This window comes from Povalibacter uvarum (assembly GCF_014202975.1).
Lineage (GTDB): Bacteria > Pseudomonadota > Gammaproteobacteria > Steroidobacterales > Steroidobacteraceae > Steroidobacter > Steroidobacter uvarum.
The window spans coordinates 437,485-454,322 of the sequence record NZ_JACHHZ010000004.1; the positions used below are offsets into that span (position 1 = coordinate 437,485).

Genomic DNA, 16,838 nt, shown 5'->3' on the forward strand with positions numbered 1-16,838 from the left:
GGAATTCTTCGGCGGGCCCGAAGGCCGCTCCAAGGCTACAGGCTCGGGCTGGAGGTGAACAGGGACGTGAACAGACAGTCATGAACTGTCGTCCGCTGGCCCTTGCGCCATTATCATTCACGGGTGAATCCGCTCGCCGACCCCGCACCCGCTCGTCCCACGCCGCTGCCCAACACGTATTGGGTGTTGCCCGGACGGCTGCTCGCGGGGGAATACCCCGGGTCGTCATCGCGGGCCACGGCCATGGATCGTATACATCGCCTGATGGGCGCTGGCGTGGACGCCTTCATTGATCTGACCCAGGACGGCGAACTCGCGCCGTACGAGCCGTACCTGCCCCCCACAGTGGCCTATCAGCGCTGGCCGATCAGGGATCACAGTCTTCCCGATTCCCCTGGCCATATGGCCGAGATCCTGGATGCGCTCGATGCATTGCTAGCGGAAGGCCGTTGCGTCTATGTGCATTGCCGCGCGGGTATCGGCAGGACTGGGACGGCGATCGGCTGTCACCTGATCCGCAGCGGGCTCGATGCCAACGCTGCGATGGATCATCTGCAGACGCTCTGGAAACAGAATGCGCGCAGTGCCTCGTGGCCGACTACGCCGGAAACGGATGAGCAATATCACTTCGTGCTTGAGTGGCGCGAGACACGTCGCGTCGTGCTCGACGTCGCGCAGCGTCGCGAGGGTGCGCTGCTGGGGCTGGCGTGCGCGGACTCGATAGCGACGCTGCTTGCCGCCAATCGCTATTCGCCAGCGCAGTTGCTGCAGCAAACGGTTGCACCGGGCGTGACGCTCGACGTTGGTCCGAGCACGCTGACGACAACGGCAGTCGCGGAGAGCCTGCTCGAGCGCCGTGGCCACGACGCACAGGATCAGATGCAGCGCTATCTGCAGATTTCACGCACGCACGCGAATCTGCTGTCCGCCGACTTCCGGCGTGCACTGGCGACCTGGCAGTGGTCGCGCAAACCGAACGCGGGATCGCACGATCCGAAGAATCTCGATTCGCATCCGCTGCCGCGCAGCCTCGCTGCGGCATTCTTCAAGCAAGAGGACGCGGCCGCGGCTATAGAGCTTGGCGCGGAGATCTCCCGGACTACGCAGCAATCGCCGGTTGTTCTCGATCTGTGCCGCTTCTGGACGGCGTTGTTCGTCGATGCGCTCGATGGTGTCGATCGCACTACGCTGCTCGATCTGCGAACCGGTGTGGCAATGCAGATACTGCGCGGTCGCAAATTGCGCGCCGAAGTCGAAGCGATTCTCGAAGGCCGTGCCGCCGTGTCGCGCGGCTTCGACGCACTCTCGGCGACGGCGCAGGCACTGGCGGCGTTCGGACGCGGGCAGGACTTCGTTGAAGGGTTGCGTCTGAGTCTCGAGGGCGGCGAAGTCGCAGCAGCGCTCTATGGGGCGATTGCCGGCGCTCATGCCGGCAGCGCGTCGATTCCAGCGAGCTGGCTGCAGGCGCTGCCGCAGCAGCAGGCATTGCGCAGCATTGCGCGAAGGTTCGCCTGAGCGTGGCGGTGTCGCGTAAGAAGAAGGTCTCCGCCCGCAAGGCGAAGCGTGCGCGTGAGCCAGCGTGGACGCGATTGAGCGATCACGAGCTGCTCCAGAAGCGCTTCTGTGATCTTCGCCTGTCGCTGCGCGGCACGATGGTGGAGAAGCACTGGAAGGAAGTGCAGAAAGACCTGGCTGGTCGCGGCATCCGTTTCCGTCCGCACTTGTGGCTGTCCGAAGAATGGTTCTCGCCGGACGGCGTGCCGGGCATTGCAGTGCCGTTCTACATGGCTCATCCGCGTCTCATGCGGCTCGAGCGGCTCATCATGGATGAAGTCGAAGGCGGCAACGCGAACTGGTTGACCCGCATCCTGCGTCACGAGGCGGGCCACGCGCTCGACAACGCGTTTCGTCTGCGTCGCCGCAAAGGATGGCGGAAGGCGTTCGGTAAACCCTCGCGTCCTTATCCCGATATCTATCGACCGCGTCCCGCGAGTCGCGATTACGTTCTTCACCTGGGCCACTGGTACGCGCAGAGTCATCCCACGGAGGACTTCGCGGAAACATTCGCGGTGTGGTTGCAGCCACGGGCCCGCTGGCGCCGCGACTACCAGGGCTGGCCCGCATTGAATAAGCTCGAGTACGTCGATTCGCTGATGCGCGAGCTGAAAGGCGCGCATGCGGCGGTTGCGAATCGCGATCTGATCGAGCCGCTGAGCGAAGACACGCGCACGCTGGCCGAGCACTACTACCAGAAGCGGGCGCGCTACGATCTTGATCGGCCCGGCGCGTACGATCTGCGCCTCAAGCGCATTTTCGGGCAGCGCAGCCGGCGCAAGCGTCACCTGCGGGCAAGCACGTTCGTGCGACGGGTGCGACCGCAGCTCGAGCGCCTGCTCATCCGGCGTTCACGCCTGCACCCGTATCTGGTTCATCATGTGCTGCGAGTGGTGATCCATCGCTGCCGGGAGCTCGACCTGGTCCTCGAGACCTCGCAGCGCGATGCGAAGCGCGCCGTGCTCGGCGTGCTCGAGCGAATCATGATGGATATTCTGCGGCGTGACCGCGAAAGGTATGCGTTGTGATGGCGACTAACCGCGTCTTCCCCACATGAAACCATTGCGCGTCCTCGTCCTGATGCACGAAAGCCTGGTCCCTCCGTCGAGCCTCAGGGGCTACACGGTGAAGGAGATCGACGAATTCAGGACCGAATTCGACGTGACCAACGTGCTCGAGAAAGCGGGGCATACGGTGAAGGCGCTGGGGTTGCTCGACAACCTGGCGGATCTGCGCGCGGCCATCACCGACTGGAAGCCCGACGTCGCCTTCAATCTGCTCGAAGAGTTCCAGGGCATCGTCACTTACGATCAGCACGTCGTTGCCTTCCTGGAGCTGATGAAGCAGCCGTACACGGGCTGCAATCCGCGCGGCATGATGATTTCGCGCGACAAGGTATTGTCCAAACAGATCCTGGCCTATCACCGCATTCCGACACCCGGCTTCGCGTTGTTCCGTCGCGGCCAGAAGTACAAGCTGCCACGGAAGCTGAAATTCCCGCTGTTCGTGAAGTCGGCGACCGAGGACGCTTCGCTGGGCATCTCGCAGGCCTCGATCGTTCACGACGCCGACCGGCTCAAGGAGCGCATCCAGTTCATCCACGAACAGACGAACTCCGATGCGCTGGTGGAGGAATACATCGAAGGACGTGAGCTCTACGTGGGGGTGCTGGGCAACGAACGCCTGCGCACCTTCCCGGTCTGGGAAATGGATTTCGGCACGTTGCCGGATGTCATGGCCGGCATCGCGACCCGAAAGGTGAAATGGGATCGCAACTACCAGAAGAAGCACGGCATCAAGACCGGCGCCGCACCGCCGCTGCCGGATGGCATGCCTGCTTACCTCGACAAGCTCTCGAAGCGCATCTATCGTGCGCTCTACATGAGCGGCTACGCGCGCATGGATTTCCGCATGCGTCCCGACGGCAGCGTGTTCGTGCTGGAAGCCAACGCCAATCCGAACATCAGCCACGCTGAGGACTTCGCGGACTCGGCCCGCGCCTCGGGCGTCGAGTATCCGGCGCTCCTCGAGCAAATCGTTCGTCTGGGCTGCAACTACCAGGCGGCGTGGCGGGTGGATGAGGGGTGAGGCGGGCTCGTCCCGCTCACCCCAAACCATGGGTCTTCCCGCACGTACCTGCTTACACTCCTTCGCATGACCGTTCGCGAAGCTCCCGGCAATGTCGCCCTGTTCAGTCTCTGGGGGCTGTTCTGGCTGGCGATGTTCGTCGTGGCGTTGCAGGACGCGTCCCTCAATCCCGCGGTGAGCTGGTGGGAGCCGCTGCTCTGGGAAGGAAGTTCAGCGCTCATTGCCACGATGTGGCTCATCGCGCAGCGCCGCTTCGACGCGCACTATGCGGTTTATCTCGACCGGCCACGGGTCTGGTTCGCCCAGCATCTCAAGTGGCTGCCGCTGATTGCGCCGACGTTCATCGCGTCGATCTATCTGATTCGCCATGGCGTCTACGGGCTGGTCGGCAGGTCCTACCACCATGAGCCCTGGCTCTTCGTCATCCCGTATGAAACCGCCAAGCTCGTGCTCTTCGCCGGGTTGTGGCTCGGCCTGGTCTTCGGATTCGATTCGTTCGCGCAGTGGCGCACGCAGCGCGAACGATTGCTGTCGGTTCAGAAGGCGCTCGCGGAATCGCAGCTGCAGCAGCTGCAGAGCCAGTTGCGGCCGCATTTCCTGTTCAACGCGCTCAACACGATCTCGTCGCTGATCCATTCGGATCCTGACCGGGCGGATCGCCTGCTCGTGCGCCTGAGCGACCTGCTCCGAGCCAGCCTGACCGTGCATCGGTCAGAGCTGACTTCGCTCAGGGAAGAACTGCGGATACTCGAGCTCTATGCACAGATCATGCAGGAGAGATTCGACGATCGCGTCGAGCTGCGATGGAACATTGCCCAGGAGACGCTCGGTGCGAGCGTGCCTGCGCTGCTGCTGCAACCGTTGCTCGAGAACGCCTTCAAGCATGGCGTCGAACGCAGCCAGTCGCCCGTCGTCGTTCGTGTCGAGACGAGCCGCGACGGGGATCGCCTGCTGATGGCGATCGCCAATACGGGCACGCTCGACTTCACCAATACGACCGGTGGGATCGGGTTGCGCAACTGTCGTGAACGGCTGCACGTTCACTATGGGCCGGACGCCTTGCTCGAGCTGCGGCAGGATGATGCCGATGTCGTCGCGCGAGTCCGGCTGCCGTGGCGGGAGTATCAGGCGTGATCCGCGTGTTGATCGTCGACGATGAAGCACCAGCGCGGGAAAAGCTGCGCCGCTGGCTTGGTGAACAGGAAGACCTCGAGCTGGCGGGCGAGGCGAGCGACGGCCTTGCCGCGGCACAAGCGATCGAGAACCTGCGGCCCGACGTCGTCTATCTCGATATCCAGATGCCGGGCCTGAGCGGACTCGAAGTTGCCGCGCAGCTGGAGCCGGACAGTGCGCCGCTGATCGTGTTCGTCACTGCCTATGACGAGCACGCCGTGAAGGCGTTCGATCTGAACGCTGTCGACTACTTGCTCAAGCCCTACGACAAGGACCGCTTGCTGCGCACGCTGGCGCGAGTGCGCGAACGTATCGACACCGGTACGCGGGGCCACTCCGTCAGGGCAGCTCGCGGTCAGACCGGGTCGAGCGATCGATTGCTGGTGCCGGTGGGTGAACGACTGGAGCTCATCGAGAGCCGCTCGATTCACTGGCTCGAAGCCGACGACAACTACGTGCATGTTCATGCGGCGTCACGCGTCTACATGCTCAGACGCACGCTGCAGGATCTGCTGACTCAGCTCGGCGAAGAGCGATTCGTCCGCATCCACAAGTCGACTGCCGTCAACGTGAGCGAAATCCAGTCGCTCACCCCGCTTTTCAAGGGCGACTACGAAGTTCATCTGCGCAACGGCCATACGCTGAGGCTGAGTCGGCGCTACAGGGATGAGCTGTTTGCGCGGATGGGGCGGTAGCATAGTCCGTCATTCCCGCGCAGGCGGGAATCCATGCCTTTCCCCGATGGATTCCCGCTTCCGCGGGAATGACAGAAGCGTCCCGCTCACCCCACCCATCGCCCCGCTGACCCCGGACTCGATGCGCCCCTGACCGCGCAAGCTCACTCTCTCTCTCCATGATCCAAGGAGAGACCGCCATGACGACATCTTCGACCCGCTACGACTTCCTGGACTGGCTGCGAGTGCTGGCCATCTTCGTGCTGCTGTTCTTCCATACCGGCATGATCTTCGTGGGCTGGGGCTGGCATATCGAGAACGCGCAGGTCATCGAGTCCCTGCAGCTGCCGATGGATATTGCGCACCGGTTGCGGATGCCGTTGCTGTTCGTCATCGCCGGCGCGGGGCTCTGGTTCGCACTGGGAAGTCGCACGGCGACGCAGGTGCTGCGCGAGCGGACCCTGCGACTGCTGCTGCCGCTGGTGATCGGCATGTTCCTGATCGTGCCGCCGCAAATCTATTTCGAACGGCTCTTTCGCGGCGACTGGCAGGGCGACTACATCACGTTCTTCGTCGAGCGCGTGCTGCAGTTCCAGCCCTATCCGCAGGGCGATTTCAGCTGGCATCACCTCTGGTTCATCGCCTACCTGTACGTCTACGTGATGCTGTTGTTGCCGTTGCTCGCGGCGTGGCGTCGCGGTCGCTGGACGCTGCAGCCGGGTCCGTGGCTGTACCTGCTCGGCCTGCCGCTCGCCATCAATGAAGCATTGCTCAAGCCGCTGTTTCCCGAATCGCACAATCTCGTGAGCGACTGGTACATCTTCAATCACTACCTGATGCTGACGCTCTACGGATTCGCTCTCGCGTCCATGCCCGGCGTCTGGGACTGGTTCGCGAAGTGGCGTCATCGCTCGCTCGCGATCGGCGTCGCCATCTTTGCGTTGGTCATGACGCTGTTCGAGTTGGGTGTCATCCAGCGCGATACGCCTGCGGATGCAGTCGTCGCGAACGTATTCACGTGGTGGTGGCTGATGGTGTTCCTGGGTTATGGACGTCACCACCTGTCATTCAGCAATGGCTTGCTGCGATGGGCCCGTGAGGCGTCGTATCCCGTCTACATCCTTCATCAGACGCTGATCGTCGCGATCGGGTACTACGTGATCCAGGCGTCTTGGGGACCGTGGGAGAAGTACGCGATGGTGCTGGTCACGACGATGATCGGATGCTTCGCCTTGTACGAAGCGGTCGTGCGGCGGTCCGCGCTGACTCGGGTGGTCTTCGGATTGAAGGGAAAGGACCCGGGCGGGGCACGGACGGCGCGAGTGACGAGAGCGGAGCCCTCGTCACTCGCATGAAACGGATCACTCAGACTTCGGCGCTGTCCATTCCTTCAGCCAGCGCTCGACTTCCTTGTGCCACTGGATGCTGTTCGCGGGGCGCAGCACCCAGTGGTTCTCGTTCGGGAAAAACAGGAAGCGGCTCGGAATGCCGCGACGCTGCAGGGCCGTGAACGTGCCGATGCCCTGGGTGTCGGGAACGCGGAAGTCCTGCTCGCCATGGATCACGAGCATCGGCACCGTCCACTTCGTCACGTGATTCGCCGGGTTGAACTTCTCATAGTTCTCGGGGACGTCGTAATACGGGCCGCCGTGCTCCCACTCGTCGAACCACAGTTCTTCGGTGGTGTAGGCCATGCCGCGGGCGTCGAAGATGCCGTCATGATTGACCAGGCACTTGAAGGGCTCGGACCAGTTGCCGGCGATCCAGTTGATCATGAAGCCGCCATAGCTCGCGCCGAGCGCGCAGGCGCGGTTCGCATCGAGCCACGGGTACTTCGCGAGCGCTGCAGCCAGGCCCTTCTGCAGGTCTTCGAGCGGTTTGCCGCCCCAGTCCTGCGAGATCGAATCGGTGAACGCCTGGCCGTAGCCGGGTGAGCCGTGGAAATCGATGAAGACCGCGGCGTAGCCGGCGCCCGCATACGTCTGCGGATTCCAGCGATAGCTCCACTGGTTGCCGAACGACACCTGCGGGCCGCCGTGAATGATGAAGGCGATCGGATAGCGACGCTGCGCATTGAAGCCCGCGGGCTTCATCACGTGGCCGTAAACCGTTTCGCCGTTTGCGCCGGCGAACGTGAATTGCTCCGGTTCACCCAGCGTGAGCTCCGACATCGCCTGCGCGTTCACACGCGGCAGCTCGCGCAGCTCGTTTCCCTTGAACGTCAGGACCTGCAACTCGGCGGGCGACTTGAGGGAGGAGAGCGAGAAGACGATCTCACGATCACCGACGCTGAATCCTTCGACCCGACCCGGGCCGGTGATCATGGTCGGCTTGCCCGTCTTCACATCGATGGCGAACAGCGGATGCTGGCCGAAGTTGTCAGTCGCCACGTAGAGCGTCTTGCCGTCCGCGGAAAATTCCATCGCATCGACGGAGCGGTCCCAGGTCTTCGTCAGCGGCCGCTTCTCGCCGGTCTTCAGATCCTGCAGGACGATGTGGAAACGGTCGGCTTCGAAGCCGGGCCGTTCCATCGCGCGCCACGCGAGGAGCGTGCCGTCGCGCGAAAAGATCGGCTGCGTGTCCCACGCCGGATTGTCCGCGGTGAGATTACGCGGCTCACCGCCCTCGGTCGCGACCTCGTACAGATCGAAGTTCGTCGACCACGGCTCGGACTTGCCCTTGATGCGGGCCGAGAACACGAGCTTCGTGCTGTCGGGAGAGAAACTGAATTCAGAGGCATCGCCGAAAGGTTTCGAGGGTACGTCGGCATCGAGCGATGCCGTGAGTGCCAGCGGGTCGCCTTTGATCTCGCCGTTCTCGAGCGTCAGTGCGAACAGCTGGGAGATCCGGCCGTCGCTCCACGTGTCCCAGTGACGCACGAAGATGCGGTCGTAAACGGCGCCGACGGCTTTGGACTTCGCCTTCTCGTCGACGCGATTCGTCGTGCATGCGAGATCCGCGCAGTCCGGGAAGACTTCGAGCGACACCACGAGCTTCGCGCCGTTCGGCGAAAGCTTGAACGAGCCCACATCGAGCGGCAGCTTCGTCACCTGTTCGGCTTCACCGCCCAGGCTTGCAAGACGCCAGACCTGGTTGGAGCCGCTGCGGCTCGACGCGAAATAGAGGTAACGGCCGTCGTTCGACCATTGCGCGCTGCTGTCGTTTTCCGGATGCGACGTCAGCCGGCGCGGCTGCGCGCCTTTCGTGGCGATATCGAGCGACCACAGATCCATGCGACCGCGGTTCGCGCTCATGTCCGTCTCGCGAACGGTGAAGACAACCGTCTTGCCGTCCGGTGAAAGCACGGGATCGGAAACGCGTTTCAGCCTGACGAGGTCTTCGATCGAAAAGGGATGCTTGTCCTGGGCGTGAACAGCTTGAATGGACAGCAACCCCAGGCAGAGGGCTGCAAGCGAACGCGAAAGGGGCATTGGACGAAGACTCCGGGAAACGTCGAGGGGCGGCAGTATCCTACCTTGCCCGTCACCCGTCACCCGTCACCCGTCACCCAACTCATCTGCGCTCGCTGAACACCGCAAACGCACTTGTATACCCATGCAGGTACGTCGAGTTCTGGACCGGGCCGATCTCGCCGTTGCCGAAAAAGCCCCCAATGGGAATGTCCGCGACCAGGCGGCGGAAGGCGTTGCTGTCGTGGTCGGGCTGCCCGTAGAGGTCATAACCACGGCCGGCACAAGAGAAGAGCAGGGCACCGCTCGGCGGTGCGGACAACGTCGCGGTGCGGTAGTGCGTGAGCGCTCTCTCCAGGTCGTACGCAGACGTGGAGGCATCACGCAGATGGAACTGCACGACGCTGTTGGTCGGCACGTGGGCGTTCACCCACAACGCGCCGGACTGCGGATCCATGCCCAGGATGTTGCGGATGAGGAAGTCGCCCGGCACGTACTGATTCGCGTCCGGTCGCATCGCAAGTCCGAGAAAGAGGGATTGGCTGAACAGCTCGCGATCGGTTCCCGGCAGCTGTTCGAACAAAGCGGCGAGCACGTCGCGTGGTGCGCGTCCGTCCAGTTCGCGGATGAGATTTTCATGCGCCATCGTGACGAACATCGGATCGCCTACGGGCCGGCACCCCTGTGCGACGATCGTGTCGATCTGCACGTTGCCGGTCAGCGAGAGCGCGATGGCGCCTGAGCGATACATTTCCTTGCCGAGGTAGAGCGCGCTGCCGCCGACCTGACGTGCGCCGCTCGCGAGGCCGCCGATCTTGGGCGAGATCGGGAACACGCGATCGAGTCCTTTCACGAAGGTCTCGGTCTCGAAGCTGAAGGGGTCGGCCAGGATGAGGAACGATGGCTGCTGGTTCGCAGTGAGATGCATGGCGTCTTCCCACACGCGAGGCTCCGCGTACACGGGCGGGACCTGGGCCGCATCCAGATGGACGCCTTTCATCCGTACGCCGGGCATCAGCGCGCCGGTGAGTGTGAGGCACGGGCGGTCTTCGATTTCCTTGCCGCCGCCGATCACGCCTCCAGCACAACAGCCGAAGAGATAGCTGCCGTCGAACTCGCGCATGAGCAAGTGCGTGAGCTCTTCGAAGCGCGCGGCATGATGGGCGCTGACGAAGACCGTCAGCAGATCCGGTTCCTGGTTGCCAAGGCCTTTGAAGATCTTCGCGGCGGCATGCGTCACTGCCGCAGACAGCAGCGCGTCGGTGTCGATAGCGGATGCCCAACGCATAGTGTTCCCGCGAAAGCCTCAGGTGATGCGCTGGATTCTAGCCAGCGATGCCGCGGTTGTCCGTCGTGCGATGTACGGCTGGCACGCGGCTGTCAGCGGACGGACGACCCGCTGTCACGCGGCGCATCACGCCGCGATTTCCTCCTCGGCTGCGGCAATCCATTCAATGAGCGAGGGATCGGCCAGTGTCTGGGACACATAGGCAGCCGAGACCTCGGAAACGGATGCACCGTAACTGCGAAAACGCAGCACGACCGGCGCATAGAACGCGTCTGCCGCGCTCCACTTGCCGAATAGCCAGGGCCCGGCATTGCGGTGGCGCCGGCGGCAGTCCTGCCAGAGCTCGTCGATCCGCGCGACATCCTTTCGCCCCTCGGGCGACAGCGGCACGCGAAGTCCAGTGGTTGCAGCCTGCAATGGCCAGCTCTGGCGGAGCGCAGCAAATCCCGAGTGCATTTCGGCGCTGATCGATCGTGCATGGGCGCGTTGCGCCGGATCGGAAGGCCACGCGCGTCCTGCGGATTTCTCATGGAGGTACTCGATGATGGCCAGCGAATCCCAGATGCCGAGGTCGCCATCGACCAGCACAGGGACGCGCCCGGCGGCCGAATACTGCTGAATCGCAGGTCCGAACGAGGGCACGTCGAGCGTCAGCGGAATCTCGCGGAACGCAATCTCCAGGTGGCGCAGCACGAGCCAGGGGCGCAGCGACCAGCTCGAGAGTTGTTTGTTGCCAATGACCAGCGACAGCATCGGGACCTCGAGGCGTGGATTCTTGGGTTCGCGAGTATCACGCCGCCGGTGCCGGCGTCGCAAAAGGTAAAAAGTGAATCGGCGATCCGTTTTTCTTACACTGTCGGCCGTCCGTCGCTCACTACATACCTCCCCATGTCAGACCATCATCTTTCGACCCTCGCCATCCGCGCGGGCCAGGTTCGCACGCACGAAGGCGAACACTCCGAGCCGATCTTCACTACATCGAGCTATGTCTTCCGCAACGCCGCGGAAGCAGCCGCACGCTTTGGCGAGACCGCGAAGGGCAACATCTATTCGCGCTTCACGAATCCGACCGTGCGCTGCTTCGAAGAGCGACTCGCGGCGCTCGAAGGCGGCGCTGCCTGCGTCGGTACGGCGTCCGGGATGGCGGCGATCCTTGCGACGTGCATGGCGCTGCTCAAGTCGGGCGATCACATCGTCTGTTCCGACAGCGTATTCGGCTCCACCATCGCGCTGATCAATCGCTACCTCGTGAAGTTCGGTGTCGAAGTCACGTACGTGCGACCCGACAGCAACGATGCGTGGCGCAACGCGGTCAAGGACAATACGCGTCTGTTCTTTCTCGAGACGCCGTCGAACCCGCTCTCGGTCATCGCCGATATCCGCGCGATCGCGGATATCGCTCACGCGCACGACGTCGTGTTCGTCGTCGACAACTGTTTCTGCACGCCCGCGCTCCAGAAGCCGTTCGAGCTCGGCGCGGACATCGTGATCCATTCCGCGACGAAGTTCCTCGACGGCCAGGGCCGCTGCGTCGGCGGCGCGGTCGTCGGCAATGCGCAGCTCGTGGGAACCGATGTGTTCGGATTCATTCGTTCGGCGGGCCCGAGCATGAGCCCGTTCAATGCGTGGGTCTTCCTCAAGGGTCTCGAGACGCTCGAGCTGCGCATGCGTGCGCACTCCGCCGCAGCCCTCGAGCTCGCGCAATGGCTCGAAGGCCAGACCGGCATCACCAAGGTTCACTACGCTGGTCTCGAGTCGCATCCACAGCATGCTTTGGCGCGATCACAGCAAAGCGGGTACGGCGGCATCATCGCGTTCGATGTGGAGCGCGGCCGGGAAGGGGCATGGGCCTTCATCGATGCGACGCGACTCATGTCGATCACCGCGAACCTGGGCGATACCAAGACGACGATCACTCATCCCGCAAGCACGACGCATTCGCGCATCACGCCCGCTGAACGCGAACGCGCTGGGATCACGGAAGGCCTGCTGCGCATTTCGGTCGGGCTCGAGAACATAGACGATCTGAAGGCGGACCTCACGGCGGGTATCAAAGCTGTCAGGGGCTGATGACCCATGCTCCCCATCCGCGCCATCTGCTTCGATCTCGACAACACCCTGTGGGACGTGTGGCCCGTGATCCGTCGCGCCGAACAGGCGACGTTCGACTTTCTCGCCGAACGCTATCCACGGGCCGTGGAGGGGATGACGATCGAATCGATGCGTGACGCCCGGGCGCGCGTTTCGCTCGACTTCCCACACATGGCGCATGACTTTTCGTTCCTGCGGCAGCAGGCGTTACGCGAGCATGCGGCGGCTTGCGGCTACCCCGAAGCGATGTCCCGGGAGGCATTCGACGTCTTCATCGCCGCCCGGAACGATGTGGAGTTGTATGCAGAAGTCCGTCCTGCCCTGGATCTGTTGCGTCAGCGATACCGCCTGTTCACCGCCAGCAATGGCAACGCGGACCTCGCCCGGATTGGCCTGGCCCCTTTGTTCGAACGGACCATCGCCGCGCGGGACGTCGGCGCGCTAAAGCCCGATCCGGCTGTTTATCGCAAGGTTCTGGAGGGGACCGACCTTCGCCCGGGGGAGACCCTGTTCGTTGGGGATGACCCGGAGCTGGACGTCGAGGGCGCCCGGAAGGCGGGGATGCCGACCGTGTGGGTGAATCGGACCGAGGCGGTCTGGCCAGTGGAACTGGAGCCGGCAACCTATTCTGTGACGTCGCTCACCGAACTGACCGCGTTGCTCGTTCCTGGTGCGAGGGGCTGACCGGGCGCGACTTTCCGGCGCGGTTGTCTGTGCAACGGGGGGCGCCTCAAAGCCCGTGGAATACGTTGTATGCCGGTGGTTCACTGCCCCTTGTAGCTATTTGCCTTGATTTGAGCTTTGGCGTAGATTTCGCGCCGTTCGTTGCCTTTGCCTGCTTTTTTCTCTGGCTTGGCCAGCCGGGTCATTGATGACCCCCCATGTTTCGGCCAACTTCTGAAAAATCCGACGAGACCGCGAACGTAGGCCTGGGACCAATACCGGCGTTCTGTGGCAACACAGACATCGGGGGAGGAGCCCGTTTGTAACCAGGCCTCGCAGTGTCATCGTCTGAGTGACGACGCTCGAGGCTTTTTTCAGAGAGAGACTGTTCGTTTATGACGAAGATCTATGTTGGCAATCTGCCTTTCTCCGCAACCGAGCAGGACGTTCGTGCGCTTTTCGAAGCACACGGCGCCGTGCAGTCCGTCGCCCTGATCAACGACCGTGAAACCGGCCGTCCTCGTGGCTTCGGCTTCGTTGAAATGTCGAGCGCCGATGCACAGCGCGCTATCCAGTCCCTGAACGGCAAGGACATGGGTGGTCGTCCGCTGCGCATCAACGAAGCGCAGGAGCGCCAGGGCGGCGGCGGCGGCGGCGGCGGCGGCCGCGGTCCTCGCGGCGGTGGCGGCGGCGGCGGTCGCTGGTAATCCAGCGAGAGCTTAAGCAACTCAAGCAGAACGAAGACCCCGCGGTGCGAGAGTGCCGCGGGGTTTTCTTTTATGGTGACGTGTGACCGGTGACGCATGACGCGAAGCCGGCGGCAGACTCTTGCCCGTCACCCGTCAGCACTTCCCCCTCGCGGCTGCTAATTCCATCCCGCGACCCGCATCACAGCCTTCCGCCTCCGGAACCTGAATCCTCGTTTCAGGATTAGAAACATTGGCCGACAGAGAAAAGCAGGGAGCTCGTTTATTTTGCTGGTACGGAACTTGAAAGGCTCGAGGTACAACGTTTGAGGCAGGTGTCAGTGAACGAGGTGCTGTGCGATGGAGGATGCAGAAGGTCCCAGTAGTCCTGTCGTGGCCGTGGCCAACCTGCGGGAGTTCTTCCATGACTCCATGCAGACCGCACTGCGACAGCAGAAGGTCGATGTCGATGCCCACACCGAGCACTACGTCGTCAACGTGCTCACCATGTTCGCCCGCTCGGACGAACTCTACGAAGCGACGCCGGAAGGCGTTCGTCTCAAACCCCTCGCCAAGATGCTTGCCGATGCGTCCGATGCGCGGTCGCCGCAGCAACGCGATACCGTGTTGCGCCGACTCGGCGACGTCTCGCTGTTCATCGCAGGATTCTTCGCGCAGAGCTTCGCGCGCAAGCTGGTCGACGTCGACTATCACATCGCGATGGGCGGTCGCGCGTATGGAACGCTTGCGGACAGCATGCGCAATACCGTGCGCGGGCAGGCGTACTCGTCGGTGTTCATGGAGCTCGCGCAGAAATTCCAGCGGCTCGTCGACGTGCTGAACGATGTTGCGGAGATGTCGTACACGCACACGGACAAGGACATCCTGCGTCAGTACGAGATCTGGATGAAGACGGGCAGTCCGCGGGCGTACAACATTCTTCGCAAGCTGGGAGTGGCGCCTGTGCCGGTGGCGGCGCGCTGTGAACACTGAGAAGCTCATTCGTCATTCCCGCGAACGCGGGAATCCATCCGGATGGATCCCCGCGTTCGCGGGGATGGCGATGGCGGCATGATTCTCCGGCGAATGCAGGAACTCCTCGCGCGGCTCTACGACGCGCCGGTAGAGCAGGACGTCGAGGACTATCTCATCCCGGACCGGGAGCGCCTCGCCGAGTTGTCGGGCGAGGAATGCCATGCCGATGAGCAGGTCGTGCTCGTCGAGAAGCGCGGCGAGGTTCGTGTCGGTGTCTATATCGATCGCAGCGTGCTCGCCCGACTGGAGCAACGCGATCCACTCGACGCATTGAGCGACGAGAACCTGCGTGACTACTGCACCGCCATCGAAGGCGTGAGTCACTTCAACTATCTGATGTGGAGTCTCGCGCGCAGCCGCAACGTGTCGCTACTGGAGCTGGAGCTGCAAGCCGACGTCGACAAGTATGCGGGCGCGGTGAAGCTGCTTACGGCACAGGAGTGCGGCCACTTTCCCGTGTTGCTGCATCGAAGGTTGTTCGACCGGGTGGGTTATCTGCCGCATCTCAACGAAGAGAGTCGCTGCCGGTATGAAGCGGCGAACCGGCATGCGGCGCGATTCTGTCGGTCGCTGGAGGAGCGGTTCCTGCGGCCGCGGCGATCGCGACCGGAGGCCTGGGTATCGGCGTTGAGACAGTTCTTTCGCAGCGGCCAGCAGGAGAAGCTGCGGCTCGCCGCGATGTGATCACTCGTCGTCGGAAGGCTTCTGGTCGAGTCTCTTCTTGGCCTCGATCCACTTCGACAGCTCACGCAGATCGCGCTTCGGCTTCCATTCCTTCTTGGCGAGCATGCCGCTCTCGTAGGGGTTGTAGCCCACGCGCAGCCCTTTCGGATTCTGGCGGATCGGCGCATTGGGCGGCGGCTCGTCCTCGACGATCGACAACCCATGGTGAGAGAGTGCGCGCTTGCGCAGCTTGTCGCCCAGATCGCTGTCTTCGTTCAGCCGATCGCCCTGCCACTCGAACTGCGCATTGCCGCGCTCGTCGTGAGTGATCGTTCCCGGCGCCTCTGCCGGGGCATCGCGGCCGACCTTGCGGGGACGAAGGCGCAGGCCCAGTTTCTTGAGATCGTCTTTCAACATCGCAGCTGGTGGAACGAATCCGTGATGGAGTCGACGGACAGGATTCTAGGGCAGCCGCAATGCACACATTGTGTGCGGCGTCACGGGTAGCGCTCATCCGATGCCTGATGCCGGCCGCTTTGACGTAACGAGGCGTCTCAGCAGCGCGCCGCTGCGCGAAAAACGCCTACAAGGGACTTCGCATCCCGCAGCTCGCCGTTGCGAGCCATCTCGAGCACTTCTTCGAGCGGCTTCCAGTGCACTTCGAGGACTTCGTGCTCTTCCGGTTTCGCTGCAACGGCGCTGAGACCCGTCGCGAGATAGAGATGAATCACTTCGGTGAAGACACCGGGCGAGCTCACCAGGTCTCCAAGGCTGTCCCAGTGCGTTGCGGTGACGCCTGCTTCTTCTTCGAGCTCGCGTTGCGCTGTCTCCAGCGGCGGCTCGCGGTTGTCGATCTTTCCCGCGGGCAACTCCCACAACCATCCGTTCGCCGCGTGCCTGAACTGTCGCAGCAGACAGATCTCGCGACGCTCGTTGATCGCCGCGACCGCCGCGCCGCCGGGGTGATGGATGATCTCGAGATCGGCGACGTTGTCGTTGGGCAGCCTGACGCGCTCGACGTTGACTTCGATGACGCGGCCTTTGAAGACGTTTCTGGTTGAAAGGAGGGGCATGTGCAATTCCAGTCACTACTTCTTTTCATCCACCTCATCCACCGTCGCCTGCCCCGTCCACCGTCGATACAGGTGCGACCAGGACATGCCGATGGAGAGGATGAGAGCAAGGATGATGAGACCGATCCAGGTGATGACATGGGTGTCGGAGAGGGTGACCCAGCCCCATGAAACGACCAGCCAGATGAGTGCGGCGAACAGGGCGAACGCGAGCATCATGCCGAACACTCCGATCGACTTCAGTGTCGCGCCGAGGTACACGATCCAGGCGATGAGCAGCACGATGCCGAGAACGATTTCGAGCGGCGTCACGTGCGGGAACCCGTTCGACAGCATGTGGACGTACGAGTAGCCGCTCGGATTGAACGTCAGCAGCACGAGGGCGAGTGCGAGGGCGGCACGCAACAGGAAGCCGCTGACATCGAGTTGTTCGTTCATTT

At 63.0% G+C, this 16,838-nt stretch carries 17 protein-coding genes; 11 read left to right on the top strand and 6 right to left on the bottom strand.

The genetic code is table 11. From position 1 onward, the window contains the following. Positions 1–183 precede the first annotated feature (183 nt). The 6 genes from HNQ60_RS18315 (at position 184) to HNQ60_RS18340 (ending at position 6,844) form a co-directional block, all read left to right on the top strand. Positions 184–1,515 carry an ADP-ribosylglycohydrolase family protein gene (locus HNQ60_RS18315; RefSeq protein WP_407676459.1) on the top strand — a complete coding sequence of 444 codons (1,332 nt, stop codon included), beginning with the start codon at positions 184–186 and terminating at the stop codon, positions 1,513–1,515. Between the two features lie 8 nt (positions 1,516–1,523). Further along, entirely contained in the window at positions 1,524–2,582 is a 1,059-nt protein-coding gene (locus HNQ60_RS18320) for a putative zinc-binding metallopeptidase (protein ID WP_184334213.1), read from the top strand. A 25-nt stretch (positions 2,583–2,607) separates the two neighbouring features. Beyond that, on the top strand, positions 2,608–3,642 hold the full coding sequence (locus HNQ60_RS18325; RefSeq protein ID WP_184334214.1) for a D-alanine--D-alanine ligase family protein: 1,035 nt from the start codon (positions 2,608–2,610) through the stop codon (positions 3,640–3,642). Between the two features lie 66 nt (positions 3,643–3,708). Continuing rightward, positions 3,709–4,776, top strand: a complete 1,068-nt coding sequence (locus HNQ60_RS18330; RefSeq protein ID WP_184334215.1) for a sensor histidine kinase — start codon at positions 3,709–3,711, stop codon at positions 4,774–4,776. After that, the gene (locus HNQ60_RS18335; protein ID WP_184334216.1) at positions 4,773–5,510 is read left to right on the top strand and encodes a LytR/AlgR family response regulator transcription factor; all 738 of its coding nucleotides are present in this window, start codon (positions 4,773–4,775) and stop codon (positions 5,508–5,510) included. Before HNQ60_RS18330 ends, HNQ60_RS18335 begins: the two co-directional genes overlap by 4 nt. 179 nt (positions 5,511–5,689) lie before the next feature. After that, on the top strand, positions 5,690–6,844 hold the full coding sequence (locus tag HNQ60_RS18340) for an acyltransferase family protein (protein WP_184334217.1): 1,155 nt from the start codon (positions 5,690–5,692) through the stop codon (positions 6,842–6,844). A 6-nt stretch (positions 6,845–6,850) separates the two neighbouring features. On the opposite strand, the gene HNQ60_RS18345 is transcribed toward HNQ60_RS18340, so the two are convergent. The 3 genes from HNQ60_RS18345 to HNQ60_RS18355 all read right to left on the bottom strand — a co-directional run bounded on the left by HNQ60_RS18345 (position 6,851) and on the right by HNQ60_RS18355 (position 10,940). Next, positions 6,851–8,920, bottom strand: a complete 2,070-nt coding sequence (locus HNQ60_RS18345) for a S9 family peptidase (RefSeq protein ID WP_184334218.1) — start codon at positions 8,918–8,920, stop codon at positions 6,851–6,853. 82 nt (positions 8,921–9,002) lie between these two features. Then, on the bottom strand, positions 9,003–10,187 hold the full coding sequence (locus HNQ60_RS18350) for an FIST signal transduction protein (protein WP_184334219.1): 1,185 nt from the start codon (positions 10,185–10,187) through the stop codon (positions 9,003–9,005). A 126-nt stretch (positions 10,188–10,313) separates the two neighbouring features. Then, the gene (locus HNQ60_RS18355) at positions 10,314–10,940 is read right to left on the bottom strand and encodes a glutathione S-transferase family protein (RefSeq protein ID WP_184334220.1); all 627 of its coding nucleotides are present in this window, start codon (positions 10,938–10,940) and stop codon (positions 10,314–10,316) included. 135 nt (positions 10,941–11,075) lie between these two features. Between HNQ60_RS18355 and HNQ60_RS18360 the strand changes: the two genes are divergently transcribed. From HNQ60_RS18360 to HNQ60_RS18380, 5 genes are all read left to right on the top strand, one after another. Next, positions 11,076–12,257: an O-succinylhomoserine sulfhydrylase gene (locus HNQ60_RS18360; RefSeq protein WP_184334221.1), complete on the top strand. Its 1,182-nt coding sequence runs from the start codon at positions 11,076–11,078 to the stop codon at positions 12,255–12,257. Between the two features lie 6 nt (positions 12,258–12,263). Beyond that, the gene (locus HNQ60_RS18365; protein ID WP_184334222.1) at positions 12,264–12,962 is read left to right on the top strand and encodes an HAD family hydrolase; all 699 of its coding nucleotides are present in this window, start codon (positions 12,264–12,266) and stop codon (positions 12,960–12,962) included. Positions 12,963–13,336: 374 nt separating this feature from the next. Then, positions 13,337–13,648: an RNA recognition motif domain-containing protein gene (locus HNQ60_RS18370; RefSeq protein WP_184334223.1), complete on the top strand. Its 312-nt coding sequence runs from the start codon at positions 13,337–13,339 to the stop codon at positions 13,646–13,648. A 339-nt stretch (positions 13,649–13,987) separates the two neighbouring features. Then, on the top strand, positions 13,988–14,620 hold the full coding sequence (locus tag HNQ60_RS18375) for a hypothetical protein (protein WP_184334224.1): 633 nt from the start codon (positions 13,988–13,990) through the stop codon (positions 14,618–14,620). A 78-nt stretch (positions 14,621–14,698) separates the two neighbouring features. Beyond that, positions 14,699–15,346: a hypothetical protein gene (locus tag HNQ60_RS18380; RefSeq protein WP_221304279.1), complete on the top strand. Its 648-nt coding sequence runs from the start codon at positions 14,699–14,701 to the stop codon at positions 15,344–15,346. Here HNQ60_RS18380 and HNQ60_RS18385 read toward each other — a convergent pair whose 3' ends face one another. The 3 genes from HNQ60_RS18385 to HNQ60_RS18395 form a co-directional block, all read right to left on the bottom strand. Next, on the bottom strand, positions 15,347–15,742 hold the full coding sequence (locus tag HNQ60_RS18385; RefSeq protein ID WP_184334226.1) for a hypothetical protein: 396 nt from the start codon (positions 15,740–15,742) through the stop codon (positions 15,347–15,349). A gap of 137 nt (positions 15,743–15,879) precedes the next feature. Continuing rightward, on the bottom strand, positions 15,880–16,398 hold the full coding sequence (locus tag HNQ60_RS18390; protein ID WP_184334227.1) for an NUDIX hydrolase: 519 nt from the start codon (positions 16,396–16,398) through the stop codon (positions 15,880–15,882). Positions 16,399–16,413: 15 nt separating this feature from the next. After that, a complete protein-coding gene (locus HNQ60_RS18395; RefSeq protein WP_184334228.1) occupies positions 16,414–16,836 on the bottom strand; it encodes a DUF6524 family protein in 423 nt (140 codons plus the stop codon). Positions 16,837–16,838: the final 2 nt, after the last annotated feature.